This is a genomic window from Alkalicoccobacillus murimartini, from assembly GCF_030813245.1.
Taxonomy (GTDB): domain Bacteria; phylum Bacillota; class Bacilli; order Bacillales; family Bacillaceae_D; genus Alkalicoccobacillus; species Alkalicoccobacillus murimartini.
Window position 1 is genome coordinate 51,786 of sequence record NZ_JAUSUA010000005.1, and the last position, 17,278, is coordinate 69,063.

A 17,278-nucleotide genomic window follows, 5' to 3' on the forward strand; every position below is an offset into this window, starting at 1 on the left:
TCCTGCCTTACTAACATAATTCTCCCTAATACTAATGCAAAGAAGAGTTTCTGACAAACAAAGGACGTCCTTTCCCAATGATAAGGGAGAGAAACGTCCTTTGAACTCTATGATTATAAAAAGCGTTGAATTTTAGGAAACACACGAGTTGCGGTGTGATAGAAAAAGTCATCGTGGAAAGTTTCCGGAATCATATCGGCGAGCCATTCCATATAAGGCTTCACTTGTACGAGTGGCCAGTCTGTCCCAAACAATAATCGATCATAGCTATCACAGTATACTAATGCTTGTCTTAAGTGATCAAAATAGCGATTGTCCCGATCAAAATGTCTTCCCACTCTTTCACCCGTTCCAACAATAAGGCCAGAAAGATCGGCAAAAACATTGCGGTTCTTATAAATGACTTCTGCGGCCGTTAAGCACCAAGGATCTCCAAAATGAGCCATCATAAATTGAACATCCCGGTGTTCAACAGCGACCTCATCAATGGTTAACGGATGAGAGTATTTAAGCAAGCCTTTCTCAGCATACGTGTCTCCAGTATGATAAACAATGGGTACACTATACTCTTTTGCCAGTCGATAAATGGGCTGATAGACCTCATCATACGCATAATATGGATAGTATCCTAGATAGATTTTAATTCCTACGATCCAATCCTTCTGAAGCTCAGCCTCTAATTGTACCAACGAATTTTCCGTAAATAAAAATGGATTAATTCCAATACAACAAACAATTTGATTGGGTCTTGTTTCAAGATCAAGACCCATTAATGCCGGTGCTGCACGGTCTGGAAATTCGCCAGCTACCGTTTCTTCCACACCCATGCCTATACCTAAGACAACATTTGCATCCTTGTATTCTTTCAGCAGACCTTCTGTGTTGTAAGAGATATCAGCCAAGTCTGATGCTGTATCTTTAAAGGATTGGATATTTGAAAAATGCAAATGTGCATCAATGACTTTCATGGTCAACCTCCTTGAATCTAAGATGTTTTAGCCATTCCCAACCGGATGTAGATTGATGCTTGTCTGTCACACAGAAAAACGTTGTATGAGACCGAACGTATTTGGTTTGTGGTGTTGCCGTGTATGTTTGGTTTGAAGACCAAGTCCACGCTTCGGCATTAGAATAAACCGTAGCATCCAAATATAAATCAGTAGGCACAATAACAAGCCCCTCCGATTCCTTTTCATCCCACACACGAATAATAGAGCTAAGCTGACTCCCAGATAACTCTGTACCTTCTTGACCTGAGAGTTTCCATTGATCGTTGGCATCATGAGGATAATAAGTAAGCAAACCTGCTTCTTTATTTAAAAAGCAAACAGACCTAAAGACATCGGCTACTAATAATTGATCCAAATGCCAGACCTCATAATAGGTTGCAACAATAGGACTTCCAGGTAATGTTAGAAAGTATTGTCGCAGTTTCATGCCTTTCCATTCAACATGATCGGTGAAGTCCACATCTAGTTGAATCCCTTCCCATTTATGCCCCCATTGGTCAAAACGCGCACAAAATGTAGCCGTAGATGTCTGCTTAAGAAGCGTATATAGATTCATCTCAGACGGAATGATATGAATGCCGCCTCCCCATGGGTTCCACCAAGATTTTGGGCCTGGAGTTGGAAACACATGATCCAGCCATTCTTTCTTTTTAGTCGTCAAAGAGTACATGGATGGAAAATAACCTGGAGCTACTTTAAAGGTTAACACACCGTTATCCACGGTCCAAACGTCATGTCCCTGCTCTTGGGTAATCTGTTGTTCGACGGCTGTCTCTTGTATTGGGATGGCTTTAGCTGAATAGCTGGTTTTGCTTGCTCCAGTTAAAATAGATGCGTCCACACTTGTAATAGCGTCTAATGATAGTGTCTGACTAATTCTCTGATTTGAAACACCTTCCAGCTTCAACTGTTCATCATCAGCATCAGTCATTTTCACTTTTCCCGATGTCACTTGCTTCGATTGCTGAGATAACTCAAGCTCTAGTTCTTCACCAGGCACATAAAAGCCGTGCTGCTTGGAAAAAGCGAGATGAATAATTTTTCGTAATGCCTGTGGCTTCATGTCTTGTTGAAATGTCTGCCAGTTTGCATAGACGTCAATATCAATTCGTAAAGGCTCAAAAAGATGACTGGCCCCAGGTTGAATGACTTCTGTTTGCTGCTCTATAAGAGCCTGCCAACTAGGTGTATACAAAGTAGCACCCTCAGGCCATTGTAAGGCAAACGTATGAGATCTACCTTCAATAAAAAGCCAAGGCTCACTGATTTGATCAAGTGGTAACAGATCAAGACTTACAGACTCATCTGCCTCCAATAAAGACTCCTCTAAAGGTAGGATGACCCTTTCTTCGTCTAAATAAAATAACTGCCCCACATACAAATCTGTTAAAGCAGATGATCCTGTATTTGTAACTTCGAGTGCCGATGCTAACTGTCCATCATGTGTCCAAGTAAACATATGGTTAATGGTGCATTGAGGCTGTTCAAGACCATAAGATAACTTGAGTGAAACTCCTTGTGTATCCTGTTCAAAGGTATAGCTAGTCCATGTTTGTTTTGCTAGATAGTGTGAATAGGGTTTACCTAGTAATGGATGTAAAAAGACAAGAGGGATCCGTTCACCTGTAAAAGCATCCATGAGAATCGTTTGATGGTCCTCTTTACTACACCTCATCAATTTTGAGCCGTGGTATACATATAAATAGATTGGTGTCTCCATAACAAATGAAACATTTCTAGATGGAACTGCCACCGCTACTTGTTCTTCATACGTTGAATGTAACCAGTCTAACGTAGCATGTACCTCTATCTCTATATTCATCACACCAGCTGATTGAACAGTGAAAGGCACGGTTATCACTTGTTTCTCTGCAGGCGAAAGCTCTACGATATATGGTGTTTCTACACCACATATCTTTAAGTGAACGGTTTGTTTTTCTTCTAATTGATTTTTGACACGTACATAATATTCACTGCGCTGCCCTGTCTTCACATTCTTTGTATTCATTAGAAACGGTTCTAATTTAACAGGTTTTTGAATGACTGTCCCAAGTTCCAATTCAAATTCTTCACCATCTATCTCCATCTCAATGCAGAGACGTGGATGCGTTTTCCACTTTGACTGTTCAAAGTCAGGAGCCTTCACAACAGTAAAAGGAACCTTAACATTTAGTGTGTCTTTAACCTTTTCGTTCATAACTAAAGAACCCTCTATGTAAGGATGATCCACAAGCTTACCATTTACTTTTAAGGCAGCTGTCTGCTTATTTCGGATATGGACATGGCCTTCATATTGACCTGACAATAAAAGTTGCTGCGAAGGAAGTGTCCACTCCACTTCATATTGCTCAGTCGAGAACGAAGAAATGCCTCTTCCACTCTGCTCGATTCGAGCGTGTACAACTCCTTTTTCTGTTTCAAAATGATACGAGTAATAGGTGAAGCCATTCTCCTTATCGCCGTCTGGTTTAATTGAGATTTCTCTTTTTAAACTGTCATACCAATTAGAATCATCTATATATTGACTGAGTACAGGGTGTGTAATAATTTTAGGGATAAAATTAAGTAAATGAACACGATCATCTCGCTCTTCCCAGAAGAACCCACACCGTTTATATAACGGGACAGCTTTTGTATTACCGGGCCATGTGTACAAATCGAGACGTGGCCATCCAAGTTCTGTTGTGCGTTTTAATGCTTCTAATACAAGTTTTTTTCCTATGCCTTTTCCATGGTGGTTTGGATGAACATTTAATAGAGGAATATAAAGAGCCCCTTCATCTCCTTTAAATTCGGAGAATCCACAATAACCAATCACATCTTCTCCGTCATACGCTAAAAGTGTAAGGATGTTGCCATTTGTTGCTTCGGCTTGTCTTCGCTCCTCTTCTGTTTCAACTTCCTGATCTCCACCCCAGCCTTCTCGACTTTCGTTCCACATGTGTGCAACTTTCTCTGCAAACGTTTCTTTATATTCAATAATTTCATATGTAATCACGCTGAACATCTTCCCCTCTCTATAAAACACAATCTCTTATAATTGTATGAATATTCCTTCCATTTGTAAATAAAAAGAAACAGTTTTCATATCTAACAAAAAAAGCCTTCCTCTAAAGAGGAAAGGCTTCTAAATGAACAAACTTACATCTGTTCAAGTTTTTCAAGATACGGAGACAAATCTACGCCCATTTCTTTTGCTAGTCGTTTACCAAGATCAGCATCTGCACGATAAAAATTACATAGTAGCAACAGAACGGTTCTCTGTTCAACGTCCTGCCAGTCAGCTACTAGATTCTTCACAAGAGAATCCTGCATCTCTTTGCTATGGCGGCGCCAAACCTGGCCGGCTTGACCGAAATGATTTTTCTTTTCAATCGCTTGACGTCCACGAGTTTCACCTTCATTAGGTGCTTTATAATCTACGTGAAGTTCATCCTCTTTTGGTTCTGTTTCGTAGCGATTTGGTTCATAATTCACTGAGCTAGTTTGCTGCTTAAATGGCATCGCACCATCTCTTTGATAATTATTTACCTGAGCAAATGGACAGTTAACTGGAAGCTGCAAGTAGTTAGCACCAATCCGGTAACGCTGAGTATCAGAATATGAAAACAGACGACCTTGAAGTAATTTATCCTCAGATGGTTCGATACCAGGAATAACCACACCAGGATTAAATCCAACTTGCTCTGTTTCAGAGAACACATTCTCAGGGTTACGATTTAATGTCATTGTACCAACATGATGATAAGGAAAGTCTTCCTCAAACCAATCCTTTGTCGCATCAAGCGGATCAAAGTCATAGTTATCCATATCAGCTGGATCTAGGATTTGAACATAAAAATCCCATTCCGGATAATCTCCTTTTTCAATAGATTCATAGAGATCAACCGATGCGTGATTAAAGTCCTGTCCTTGAACCTCCGTTGCTTCTTCAGCCGATAGATTTCGTTGTCCCATTTTAGGAACCCAACGGAACTTCACATAGACGGTGTTGCCATAGGCATTAATCCATTTGAAGGCATGTACACTAGAACCGCGCATTTCACGATAGTTAGCCGGAATTCCTTCATCTGTAAACAAATGCATCATCATATTCGTCGATTCTGGTGAAAGGGACATAAAATCCCAATAACGATTCGGATCTTGTACATTTGTACGTGGGTCTGGTTTTAGAGAGTGGACCATATCAGGGAATTTAATCGAGTCACGAATGAAAAAGACAGGAAGGTTATTCCCTACAAAATCCCAGTTACCTTCTTCTGTATAAAATTTAACAGAGAATCCCCGCGGATCACGAAGGGTTTCAGGTGAATGTTGTCCGTGTATAACCGTTGAAAATCGCACAAAAACCGGAGTCTCTGTTCCCTCATCCTGCAAAAAACCTGCTTTTGTATATCGTTTCATACTGTTAGAAAGCTTAAAAACTCCGTGCGCCCCTGCGCCACGTGCATGCACAACACGTTCAGGTATACGTTCACGATCAAAATGAGCTAGCTTTTCAATCAGTTGATAGTCTTCAAGTAAAGTGGGTCCACGTTGTCCCGCCGTTCGGGAATTCTGATTATCATATATCGGTTGACCTTGGTTTGTCGTAAGCTTTTTCATCGGTATTCCCCTCTCTAATAAAAAGTATAAAAAATCAATCGATAATAATTATCTCATAATAATCATTATCGTTAACTACTTTCATTTTATCCATTCTTTCTTAGACTGTCAATCACTAGTGATTGCTTTCTAGAAGAATTGTTGAAAGGTATTCCCTCTGCTAATTGGATACGTTTCTTCGCCCGTCACTTGATTAATAATACGTTGATTCCGCTGTACGGCTAATTGCAAATTCGTTGCACTTGTTGCATGTGCGTGAACCACATTTGTTAAAGCAAATAGATTTGCTTCTCTCGGTTCTTTAAATTGGACACGTCCATCAAGCTCTACTGCAAACTCAGTATCACTCTCCCAAATGATGTCCTCTTTCATTTTGTGAAACCATTTTGGTACATTTGGTTCGTATCCCGTCGCCATCACAATCTTCTCAGAATGATGCGTAAAGCTTGATTCAGTCTGCGACTGGGTGAATGATAGCTCATAGGTTGTCGCGTCAAATCTCTTAATGTCATCTAGCTCAGACATGGCTTGAATACGCGCAGGTGAGTGCCCAAGACCAATAGAACGATGATAAAGTAGATCATATATATTTTTCAGCGTCTTCACCTGTACCCCATTTCGTATCCCGCCTAACATCGGAAGTGCTTCTTTTCTCTTAGAAAAGGGAAGCTCATGGAAGTACTCAACATATTCAGGTGAAAACATCTCCAAACCAAGTTTGCCTTCTTCCATTTGAAAAAAACCAGCCGAACGAGTAAACCAACTAAGCTCATAGCCAAATTGATCCTGATCCTCTAACAATTCATAAAAAATCTCAGCTGCACTTTGTCCAGAACCGACAATTGTAATTGATTTGGAGCGTTTTAACTCTTCACTATTCTGCAGATATTCACTTGAATGAACTAAGTCTTCACCTGATACCGTATCCTTCAGAGAGCCTGGAATGAGAGGAACACTTCCAGTTCCCATCACAATGTGCTTACAGGTAACAGCAAACTTCGTCTCATTTTGATTATTTGTACAGGTAACCAGATAATGCTTTTTTGTTTCATCATATTCCACATCATCGACTCGCACACCAAATTGGCAGCTAGTAAGTTTAGCAGCCGCCCACTGCAAATACGCATTATATTCCTTTCTAGGAATATCAAAACGCTTAAAAAAATAAAACGCATATAAACGCTCTTGTTCATGCAAATAATTCAAAAATGTGAAAGAGCTTTTGGGATTAGCAAATGTCACTAAATCAGCCAAAAAAGGCACCTGTAAGTCCGTTTGATCAATCAGCATGCCTGGATGCCATCGAAGGCTAGTCTGCTGATCAAAAAAACGACAGGTTAAATTCGTACCTTCTTCGAGCAAAGCGGCTAATCCTAGATTAAAAGGGCCGATACCTACTCCAAGAAGGTCAACATGTTCCTTGATGTGCACAGTGGTTCCTCCTATTTCATCAACTTACGTACTAGTTTGTGAGTGATTGGGCCCTGCTTATAACGTACAGGCAGGTCAAATGCGGTTGATTGCTTAACCATGCCTTTTTTGTGAGAGAACGTAAGGAAGCTATCATATCCATGATACGCTCCAATACCGCTTGTCCCTGCGCCACCAAATGGAAGATACGGATTTGCCACGTGCATGATCGTATCATTTACACACCCACCACCAAAGGAGAGTTCTTCAACAAATTGCGCCTCCACCTCTTTGCTTTCAGTAAACACATACAACGCAAGTGGGTTTGGACGATCTCGAATCAATGATTGTGCTTCAGAAGTAGAAGAATACGTAAGAATCGGTAGGATTGGACCAAAAATTTCATCCTGCATAATTGGTGAGTCCCACTCCACATCATCTAATACTGTTGGGGAAAGAGCTAAGTCATCCCGTTTGTATTGACCACCAACCAATACTCTACCGTCCTCAAGAAACTTAACTAATCTGTCGAAATGTCTATCACTGACGATTCGTGGGTATTGACCTTTTTTCCAGGGTTTCTTATATAAATCATTTGTATGCTTCTCAAGTTTCTTCAGAAATTCATCTTTAACCTGCTCATCCACTAACACATAATCAGGTGCTATACAGGTTTGACCGGCATTAAGAAATTTCCCCCACGCAATACGCTTAGCCGCAAGATCAAGCTTTGCATCATGATGAACGATTGCTGGGCTTTTCCCACCTAATTCAAGCGTATGCGGAGTTAGGTGCTTTGCCGCTGCTTCCATGACTACTTTACCGACACCTACACTACCTGTGAAAAAGATATAATCAAATGGTTCATTTAGAAGCTCCGTACTAGTCTCCACTGCACCTTCGACGACCGCAATATAGTCATCAGAAAAAGTATCTCCTAATAATTCAGCAATGACAGCTGATGTATGTGGTGTCAGCTCAGATGGCTTCACAACCGCACAATTCCCTGCTGCCATAGCACCCACTAGTGGCGCCATGGCTAATTGAAATGGGTAATTCCATGGTGCAATGATTAAAACTGACCCACGCGGCTCATGGATAACATAACTTTTAGCCCCTGTATGAGAAGCGGGTGACTTAACTTTTTGAGGACTCATCCACTCTTTTAAGGATGCTTCAAAATGAGTGATTTCAGCATATAAAAAGCCAATTTCAGTTGTAAAGGCTTCTTCTTTGGACTTATTCAAATCTAATTTTAAAGCGTGCAAAATCCTATTTTCGTTTTGTTTGATTACTTTTCTCAGTTTATCCAACTGGTTAAGTCGGAACTCTAACGATCGGGTGATCCCGCTATAAAAATATTGTTTTTGAGCCGTGCGTAATGTTTGATACATCTTAGTCCTCCTTTATTTTCTACCGTAATCAGCTTTAATTTCTCCCCAATGCTTCGTTTCCCATTTCAGAATGGGATTTGAATACGTATTCGTCTGCAACCATTTCTCCGCACGATCCATTAATAACCACATTTCTTCTGTTTTAAGCGAGCGTTCTAAACTTGAGTTGGCCTTTTTGTCCTTGACCCACTTTAACGCTGTTCGTGAATCTGAATAGACAGGTGTGGTTGTGTCATTTCGTTCTTTTAGATAAGCAAGAGCATGGACAATAGCGAGGAATTCCCCCATATTATTTGTGCCAATATGTATTTCTCCATGTGAGAATAGAATTTCTCCTGTTTTTGTATCTACACCTTTATACTCCACTATACCCGGATTTCCACGTGATCCAACATCAACAGAGACACTTTCCCAAATAATTTGATCCTGGCTTATTACTTTATCTGTTTTAGGCTTTGAACTTCCTGATTTTTTAGGACTTGTCTTTGATCCTGGCTTTGAGTGAAAAGCCTGTTCTGCCTCGGTTTTTGTCGGAAACGATTTAAATCTTGCACCAGGAAACCCTTTTACTTGTGCTTCACATTCTGCCCAGCTTGTATAAATGCCAGGTTGAATCCCTTTCCAAACGACATAAAATTTACTCTTTGCCAAAAAATCCACCTTCTTTGTATGAAATGACGGCTATAAACCGATACTATTACCTACGTACTTTTACTTTTTGAGGAGGCTACCTTCATGACCAAACGCAACAAACAAAAAAATAAAGCGTTAACGAATAATCAGACCCCCACTGAAACATTGTTTAATGAAGAAGTGTCTAGCGAAATGATAGACAATGGCGAGAACAAAGCAAATCACAAACAATCAAAGAACCAAAAATCTTCCGGCGAATAAGATTCGCCCGATCTTTTTCTATGAAACCTTGAAAGGAGATGTACAAAGTGGATGTTCTCATGAATCGTAAAGAAGAGAAAAGACAAGCTGGAGAATTACTATTTTCAAAAAGCAAAAAGCTTTTTGCATTAATTGAGGATCTTGATGAACGCTATCCCTATCTACTACTCTGTTTAACAAACTTAGAAATCGTGCAATATTACGATGATTTGCCAACCAATGAGGAGATCAGCATCGATATTGAGGATGAGATAGAAAGTGTTCATCATCACAAATATTCTAAAATCACCATTGCATAACGGTCAATATCTCTCCTAATAACATTAAAGGATGGTCCGAAAACTGACCGGACCATCCTTTGAATTATTTATTGATGTTTATTGAGATTGCTCCTGCTCTGCTTCAAGCTCTTGTTCTTCATACCAATCATCCAACACTTTCGCATCCAAAATGCGTGATTGAATATACGCTTTTTGTTTTTCAGTGAAAGCCTTCACCCAATCGTACTCAAAGTCTTCTGCAACTTGAACAAGTGTTAAAAGCTCCTGCCATGCCACATAGCGCTTATACCAAAAGAACTGTGGCTGTTCCGTCATATAAGGGTAAAGGTCATCAAACTCCGTATGCTTGCAATCAATCGTGCGCTCAAATTGGATTTTGGAATTAACCAGCTTCTCTTCGAAGTACACTTGCATGTTGTTGATTTCCATTCTTGTCCCCTCCTGATGATGCTTATACTTGGTCAAACCAAGCTACATCTTTTCACTATTATATCACGATTAGGCAATAAGCTTAAATATCCTGTTTAACGAAATCATAAATTTTCACAGTATTATAGAAACTGAGCTCTTTCCTCTGCAGTTGGCAAGCGGCAGGCACTTGCTTTGCCAAAGAATCGATACCGGTGTTTGGCAATCAGTTGGTACAGCTTTTCTCTCCATGAACGTGGAATCACATATGCGAGTAATAATACTCTCCACCTCAAAGGAAGTTTCCGAACGATTTTTAATACAGCATCTGAGTGTGTATAAGCTTGGTCATTCTCAATCACGATCATAGAATCGACATCCCCGATTGCATACGTTTCCATCAACTTCTGACCTTTTTCCGATTGAATGGAGCAGAAGTAGTAATATTTATTCTGATCTCGCTTAATAATAAAATCTACGCCTTTGTTACACAAATTACACACTCCATCAAATAAAATAATTCCTCGCTGATCCTTCAATGAACTCACCCTCCTACTCTTATATTCTTATTAGTTTATTATAACAAAAATGAATCTCCTCCCAAAATCCTATGATTATCTAATCAAATGCTTTATCTACCTACACAGTCCTATGAACTTATCCTCAGCTAATCTCACATTCTTACATAGTAGATAAGCGTTCCGACCCTTTTTTTACAGACTAGAAATTGATAGAATGAAGCCTAATGAGTATTTCTAAGAAAAGTTGGTGAACCTATATGTTTTCAAATGCAGAGATTGGTATTGATTTAGGAACTGCAAATATTCTTGTATATAGTAAAGATAAAGGGATTATTCTAAATGAGCCTTCTGTTGTAGCACTAAATACAGAATCGCGTGATGTACTTGCAGTAGGAACTGAAGCTAAAAATATGGTAGGTAAAACGCCCTCTCATATTGTAGCTGTTAGACCTCTTAGAGACGGGGTTATTGCGGACTTTGATGTAACAAGCAGTATGTTAAAAGCCATTATGAAAAAAGCGAGCAAGCAACTTGGTCTATCACTACGTAAACCAAATGTTGTTGTCTGTGCGCCATCTGGTTCAACATCTGTTGAACGCCGCGCAATTCTTGATGCGGTTCGTAGCTGTGGAGCCAAAAATGTTCATGTGATTGAAGAGCCTGTTGCTGCAGCAATTGGAGCAGACCTTCCAGTGGAAGAGCCGACTGCCAATGTTGTAGTAGATATCGGAGGCGGAACTACAGAAGTAGCCATCATTTCTTTTGGTGGAGTGGTATCTTGTAATTCCGTTCGTATTGGTGGAGATAAGCTTGATGAAGCCATCATTCAACATGTGCGTAAACATTACAATGTCCTAATTGGTGAGCGCACAGCAGAGTCAATTAAAATGGAAATAGGCTATGCACCTATTGATCATGAAGTATTAAGTATGGAAGTTAGAGGTCGTGACCTTGTGAATGGTCTTCCTAAAACAGTGGCCCTTCAATCTGATGAAATTCGTCACGCCATTAGTGAACATATGCTTCAAATTCTTGAAGCTGTTCGCTCAACATTAGAAGACTGCCCTCCAGAGCTAAGTGGAGATATTGTGGATCGTGGTGTATTAATTACAGGCGGTGGTGCACTACTTAATGGTATTCAGGAATGGTTATCACTTGAAATCTCTGTTCCCGTTCACATTGCGCCAAACCCACTTGAATCAGTGGCCATTGGTACTGGACGCTCTCTAAAATTTATCGACAAACTTCAAAAAGCAACTGTATAAGGTTATAACCACCGCGTCATTGCGGTGGTTTTTTTAATGACTTCTTTTTCTATTTTGATAAGCTTCAATGGTATCCATTTCTTCATTTAACTGAATCTCCATTTCCACTAAATCTTGAGTCACTACGATCGGATCATTTTCAGACCATCGAACGAAATACACAAAGTAGTATCCATTTATTTTACAAAAAATAACTGGAGATTCAGAAAACCGATCATAGATTGCTTTCATCTTTCCTTTTTTCTGATAGGAATAGGAAATAAGTTTCATAATCATTCCTCCACTTGTTTTTCCTTTCCCTAAATATTCGCTAATGTAACCTAAATTACAGCAAAATCTATTTCCCGGGCAACAATAAAAAACAGGAGCATCTGGTCGATGCTTCCTGTTATCTCAATAAAAGTTAATTAACTTCTTGCTTACCCACTAAAGAGTTTGAAGGTACAGCTTCAATGGCTTTGTTGTTATCACGATTTGCTAAAAACTCTGGTCTTGGTTTCTGACCTGAATAAGGTTTACCAATTTTGTTCTTAATCGAGTTAAACACAAAAAATACATTACTTCGTGGATATGGGGACAAATTCCCGTTTGATCCGTGCATCGTGTTGCTTTCAAAGAATAGTACAGACCCTGCTGGTCCTGTCGCCCGATCAATACGCCCTCCTGCTTTTTCTGTTAACCAACTTAGACTTTCATTATCTGGTGTGCCTGCTTCCTGTTTTTGCAGAGAAGATTTGAAGTTATCATCAGGTGTGGCCCCAGCGCAGGAAACATACCATTTATGTGAGCCTGGGATCAACATAAGTGGTCCATTGAACTCATAATTATCTGTTAGGATAATAGAGCAGCTCACAGCCCGCATATGCTGCATCCCATCTTCAACATGCCACGTCTCAAAATCTGAGTGCCAATAAAATTCTTTCCCTTTAAAGCCAGGTTTAAAGTTAATTCTTGATTGATTTATATACACTTGACTGCCTAACAGTTGCTCAGCAATTTTTACAATACGCTCATTTTTCGCTAGCATTTCAAAGAAACCACTATCTTTGTGAATCTCAAATACAGAACGAATCTCGTTACTGCCTGGTTCTTTAATAACATCAGCCGTATCTTTAGATTGATTGTCTTTCATCGTTTTTTCAAGCTCTTCTGTCATCAGCTTCACTTCTTCATCCGTGAATAACTTTTCCTTCATCAAATATCCGTTCTCTTCATATGACTGAAGCTCTAGTTGATTAAGGGGTCCTTCACCGTTCGAATGAATAATTGGATCTTTTCTTTCTTTAATACTTGCTGCACTACTTACCCTTGAAGGATACAAATCAATGTTCATGTCCATCTTACTTACCTCCTAGTAAACGCCCGAGTTGGTTATTTTGTTCATGCAAATTTTATGTGGATATCTCGGTTGTAGAAATACACTATTCGACAGTAAAAATGCTGTCGTCACCACTAAAATAAATAGCAGCACCAACACATGTTCATTGTGCAATCCCTCCCTTATTTCAACTACACTGTATACAGAACCCTTTCACAATTAATAGTAAACATGCTTTTCTGACAAATTATGCTGTAAGTACGCTCATGGCGGTAAAAATTTTTTTATGAAAAGTGGATGAGCTAATGGCTCCTCCTTTTGCTAAAAAGGATCTAATTAAAAAACAACAAAAAACGACCCTATATTTAGGATCGTTTTTCTTGTTTTATATATTATTCTTCTACTACTTTCTTTTTGAGAATACCAAGCAGAATAGCTGTGAGAATTGCACCTAGTACTACTGCTAGTAGGTATAGAAAAGCATAGTGCGACCAAACTGGAGGACTATTTACAAGTCCCATTACGAATATACCACCATGTGGAGCAGGAAGAAGGATTCCAAAGAATGCTGTTAGTCCACCTGCTAAAGCCGAACCAGCAATTGCCGCCGGAATTACACGAAGAGGATCAGCCGCCGCAAAAGGAATTGCTCCTTCTGTTATAAATGAAAGTCCTAGTAGATAATTCGTTAAACCAGATTGACGATCCTTTTTAGAGAACTTACTACGGAAAAACGTTGTTGCAAGTGCAATTCCGATAGGAGGCGCCATTCCGCCAGCCATTACTGCAGCATGAGGTGCAAGATTTCCGGCTTCAATCATCGCAATACCAAATGTAAATGCAGCCTTGTTTACAGGTCCGCCCATATCCACGGCCATCATCCCACCAAGAATCACACCTAAAATAATCATGTTTGCGGTACCTAATCCGCTTAACCAGTTCTGTAACCCCAGGTTAATACTTGCAAGCGGTGCAACAAGTAAAAGCATCAGCATACCTGATACAAATAAGTTAAGCACAGGTGTAAATAATATATTTCCGATTCCTTGAAGAATCTGTGGTAAAGCATTAATTAATTTACGAACAAGTAAGGCGATATACCCTGCAAGAAAACCTGCAATCAAACCACCAAGAAATCCAGCCTCCCCATTCATTGCAATCATACCAGCCACTAAACCAGGAGCAAATCCAGGACGGTCTGCAATACTCATCGCGATAAAAGCAGCCAGAACAGGTACTAATAGTTTAAAAGCAGTACCTCCTCCGATTGTATCTAGCATCTCTGCAAATGTACCTTCAGCATTAATACCACCAAACAAGAACGAAAGGGCAATTAATATCCCGCCACCAATAACAAATGGAAGCATATTGGATACACCATTCATAATGTGTTTGTAAATTCCTAGACCTTTTTTACCTGAATCAGATGAATCTGATCCTCCACCTGCATTTCCAGATCCTTTATAGATCGGTGCATTTTCTGATAAGGCTCTGTCAATCAAGTCCTTTGGTTTACGTACACCGTCTGCAACAGGTGCTTGAATGACTTTTTTGCCTGCAAAGCGGTCCATCTCAATTTTTGTATCCGCTGCAACAATGATTGCATCTGCTGCTTCAATCTCGGCAGCTGTTAATTTATTTTTGACTCCACCAGATCCGTTTGTCTCAACTTTAATTGAGATACCCAGCTCTGCAGCTTTACTCTTTAATGCATCTGCTGCCATATACGTATGCGCGATTCCAGTAGGACAGCCTGTCACCCCTAAAATACGAGGGCTATCTGATGATGTAGAGCCAGTTGAAGCCTTTTCGCTTTGTTTCGCCGCCTCCGCTTCAGCCTCAGCCGCTTCTTCCGCTTCCTTCTCAGCATCCTTCTGATCAATAGCTGATAAGATTTCTTCTTCTGTTGATGCATGAAGGATTGTTTGGCGGAACTCGTCATCCATCAAAAAAGTAGTTAAACGTGAAAGAGTCGCTAAATGCTCGTTGTTTGCCCCTTCACTTGCTGCGATCATAAAGAATAACTGACTTGGCTGACCATCCAATGCTTCGTAATCGATTCCTGCTTTTGAACGACCAAACCCAATCGCTGGTGTCCGTACTGCAGATGTTTTAGCATGTGGAATGGCAATACCCTCGCCTAACCCTGTTGTACTTTGCGCTTCTCGCGCCAAAATGGCTTCTTTATATGCTTGTTTGTCATTCAGACGCCCCGCTTGACTCAGCTTATTAACTAATTCATCAATCACTGCATCCTTAGTTGACGCTTTTAGATTTAAAATCATTGTATCTTTTTTTAGTAGTTCTGAGATCTTCATAAAAGATCCCCCTTTCCCCCGTTTATGTTCATTCGTTTTATTTGAGCACAGTTATTTTTACTTGTTCCATCAGCTCTTCAACATGCGACAACTCACAAAATCCTTTAGAAAAAGCAGTCGAGCTACCTGAAGCTACTGCGAAGCGAAATGCTTCTTCTAACGAGACATCCTTATGACTTGCAGCTAGAAAGCCAGCTAAAGTTGAATCACCAGCACCTACAGAATTTTGTACCGTTCCTTTTGGCGTTGTTGCAAATAATACCTGTTCCTTTGTTCCAAGAACTGCTCCATCACCAGCAAAAGTGACAAATACATAGTCAATTCCTTTAGCAGTTAGTTCCTTCACATAGGGAAGAGATTCTTCTGGTGTGTTAATTTCTGCACCTACTAGTTCCGAAAGCTCATGATGGTTTGGTTTAATGAATGTAGGTGCCGCTTCAACAGCGTCAATCAAAGGATGTCCGCTCGTATCAAGAAATACCTTCACACCATTTTTCTTCACTCGATGAATCCATTCTGTGTAAATGTTTTTTTCCAAAGAGCCAGGCACACTGCCTGCAAGGACAAGAATGTCCGATTCTGTTAATCGGTCAAGCTGCTCATTTAATTGAGATAAATGACTTTGCGTAATTTCTGGTGATGTACCATTTAGCTCAGTTTCTTCCGTGCCTTTCATTTTAATGTTGATTCGTGTATCTCCATCAACCTCTACAAAGCTTGTTTTAATATCTTCTTCCTGTAACGTATGAATAATATAGTCACCTGTAAATCCACCAATAAAGCCTAGAGTTTGACTAGAATGACCAAGTCTTTTTAACACGCGTGATACATTAATTCCTTTACCTCCAGGAGCTTTGTGCTCTTTCCTGGATCGGTTCACCTGACCTGGTTTCAGGTCATCCAGCTCCACAAAATAATCAACAGCCGGGTTAAGTGTGACCGTGTATATCATATAGAAACCACCTTTATATCTGTTATTTCTCTGTATTTTTCCTGCAGTTGCTCATCAAGAAATGAGCTTGTAAGCAATGTTACTTCGTGTAACTCAGCAAATTTTGCAAAAGAAAGCTCACCGAACTTCGTATGGTCTGCTAGCACATAGCTTTGTCTTGAACGCCTTTTCGCATACGCTTTAACAAAAGCTTCTTGTGGATCAGGTGTTGTACAGCCATCTTCAGGTGTAATCCCGTTTGTTCCGAGAAATGCTAAATCAAAACGAAACGTTTCAAGCGTCTCAATGGCACTTCTGCCAACAAAAGCCCGTGTGCCTGGTTTGACCTGACCACCTATCACATGTGTTTCAATACCTGCATCAACGAGTTCTACAACATTTGTTAATCCGTTTGTTACAACGACTACTTGTTTTTCTTTTAGAAAAGGGATCATTTCTACAGTAGTTGTTCCAGCATCTAAGAAGATACAGTCCCCCTTTTCAACAAATGTTGACGCGAACTGAGCGATTTTACGTTTTTCCTGACTGTTTTTGAATGATTTCTCAACGACAGTAGGCTCTGTTCGTTTCTTTTGAAAAAGTGTAGCCCCTCCATGAATGCGCTTTAATTTCTTTGCATCTTCAAGCTCCGTTAAATCTCGGCGGATCGTTGATTCAGATGCTCCAGTCGCTTCAATTAATTCATGAAGCTTTACTATATTTCGTTCTTTAATTAAATGAACAATCATTTCTTGACGTTCCACAGTAAGCATTTCATCACCTCTATCTCTCGTCGAACATAGTATACCTCTTTAAACAATCATAATCAATCATAAATAATCAAAAACATTCATCCGAACAAAATAATTAGATCCTTGTAACTTATCAAATCCTTTTAGGGAGTGTTTCCAAGAGGAATATGA

The 17,278-nt window shown here is 39.9% G+C and carries 16 protein-coding genes; 3 read left to right on the top strand and 13 right to left on the bottom strand.

Translation table 11 applies throughout. The annotated features are described in order from the left end of the window. Nucleotides 1-113 precede the first annotated feature (113 nt). The 6 genes from J2S05_RS15260 to rnhA form a co-directional block, all read right to left on the bottom strand. Entirely contained in the window at nt 114-968 is an 855-nt protein-coding gene (locus J2S05_RS15260; RefSeq protein ID WP_306984289.1) for an amidohydrolase family protein, read from the bottom strand. Further along, complete coding sequence (locus J2S05_RS15265; protein WP_306984291.1) at nt 955-4,008, bottom strand: GNAT family N-acetyltransferase; 3,054 nt, start codon at nt 4,006-4,008, stop codon at nt 955-957. Before J2S05_RS15265 ends, J2S05_RS15260 begins: the two co-directional genes overlap by 14 nt. 143 nt (nt 4,009-4,151) lie before the next feature. Beyond that, a complete protein-coding gene (locus J2S05_RS15270) occupies nt 4,152-5,615 on the bottom strand; it encodes a catalase (RefSeq protein ID WP_306984293.1) in 1,464 nt (487 codons plus the stop codon). Between the two features lie 129 nt (nt 5,616-5,744). After that, nucleotides 5,745-7,046 carry a lysine N(6)-hydroxylase/L-ornithine N(5)-oxygenase family protein gene (locus J2S05_RS15275; RefSeq protein WP_306984294.1) on the bottom strand — a complete coding sequence of 434 codons (1,302 nt, stop codon included), beginning with the start codon at nt 7,044-7,046 and terminating at the stop codon, nt 5,745-5,747. A gap of 11 nt (nt 7,047-7,057) precedes the next feature. Continuing rightward, entirely contained in the window at nt 7,058-8,419 is a 1,362-nt protein-coding gene (locus J2S05_RS15280; RefSeq protein WP_306984296.1) for an aldehyde dehydrogenase, read from the bottom strand. A 12-nt stretch (nt 8,420-8,431) separates the two neighbouring features. Beyond that, a complete protein-coding gene (gene rnhA / locus J2S05_RS15285) occupies nt 8,432-9,070 on the bottom strand; it encodes a ribonuclease H (RefSeq protein ID WP_306984298.1) in 639 nt (212 codons plus the stop codon). A gap of 84 nt (nt 9,071-9,154) precedes the next feature. Here rnhA and J2S05_RS15290 point away from each other — a divergent pair, with 84 nt between their 5' ends. Next, nucleotides 9,155-9,313: a hypothetical protein gene (locus tag J2S05_RS15290; protein ID WP_306984301.1), complete on the top strand. Its 159-nt coding sequence runs from the start codon at nt 9,155-9,157 to the stop codon at nt 9,311-9,313. Nucleotides 9,314-9,372: 59 nt separating this feature from the next. Next, on the top strand, nt 9,373-9,612 hold the full coding sequence (locus tag J2S05_RS15295; RefSeq protein ID WP_306984303.1) for a hypothetical protein: 240 nt from the start codon (nt 9,373-9,375) through the stop codon (nt 9,610-9,612). A gap of 78 nt (nt 9,613-9,690) precedes the next feature. Here J2S05_RS15295 and J2S05_RS15300 read toward each other — a convergent pair whose 3' ends face one another. Together J2S05_RS15300 and J2S05_RS15305 are read right to left on the bottom strand one after the other, a co-directional pair. Continuing rightward, nucleotides 9,691-10,023, bottom strand: coding sequence for a hypothetical protein (locus J2S05_RS15300; RefSeq protein WP_306984305.1), 333 nt, complete (start codon nt 10,021-10,023; stop codon nt 9,691-9,693). A 122-nt stretch (nt 10,024-10,145) separates the two neighbouring features. Next, the gene (locus tag J2S05_RS15305) at nt 10,146-10,541 is read right to left on the bottom strand and encodes a thiol-disulfide oxidoreductase DCC family protein (protein ID WP_306984307.1); all 396 of its coding nucleotides are present in this window, start codon (nt 10,539-10,541) and stop codon (nt 10,146-10,148) included. A gap of 239 nt (nt 10,542-10,780) precedes the next feature. On the opposite strand from J2S05_RS15305, the gene mreBH reads away from it, so the two are divergent. Then, on the top strand, nt 10,781-11,788 hold the full coding sequence (mreBH, locus tag J2S05_RS15310; RefSeq protein WP_306984309.1) for a rod-share determining protein MreBH: 1,008 nt from the start codon (nt 10,781-10,783) through the stop codon (nt 11,786-11,788). A 33-nt stretch (nt 11,789-11,821) separates the two neighbouring features. On the opposite strand, the gene J2S05_RS15315 is transcribed toward mreBH, so the two are convergent. The 5 genes from J2S05_RS15315 to J2S05_RS15335 all read right to left on the bottom strand — a co-directional run bounded on the left by J2S05_RS15315 (nt 11,822) and on the right by J2S05_RS15335 (nt 17,128). Then, nucleotides 11,822-12,058: a hypothetical protein gene (locus J2S05_RS15315; RefSeq protein ID WP_306984311.1), complete on the bottom strand. Its 237-nt coding sequence runs from the start codon at nt 12,056-12,058 to the stop codon at nt 11,822-11,824. Between the two features lie 133 nt (nt 12,059-12,191). Next, nucleotides 12,192-13,121 (bottom strand): ectoine hydroxylase, encoded by a 930-nt coding sequence (gene thpD / locus J2S05_RS15320; protein ID WP_306984696.1) that lies wholly within the window; start codon nt 13,119-13,121, stop codon nt 12,192-12,194. Between the two features lie 377 nt (nt 13,122-13,498). After that, the gene (locus J2S05_RS15325) at nt 13,499-15,424 is read right to left on the bottom strand and encodes a PTS fructose transporter subunit IIABC (RefSeq protein WP_306984314.1); all 1,926 of its coding nucleotides are present in this window, start codon (nt 15,422-15,424) and stop codon (nt 13,499-13,501) included. A 37-nt stretch (nt 15,425-15,461) separates the two neighbouring features. Next, nucleotides 15,462-16,376: a 1-phosphofructokinase gene (pfkB, locus tag J2S05_RS15330; RefSeq protein ID WP_306984316.1), complete on the bottom strand. Its 915-nt coding sequence runs from the start codon at nt 16,374-16,376 to the stop codon at nt 15,462-15,464. Further along, nucleotides 16,373-17,128 (bottom strand): DeoR/GlpR family DNA-binding transcription regulator, encoded by a 756-nt coding sequence (locus J2S05_RS15335; RefSeq protein ID WP_306984317.1) that lies wholly within the window; start codon nt 17,126-17,128, stop codon nt 16,373-16,375. Before J2S05_RS15335 ends, pfkB begins: the two co-directional genes overlap by 4 nt. Nucleotides 17,129-17,278 lie beyond the last annotated feature (150 nt).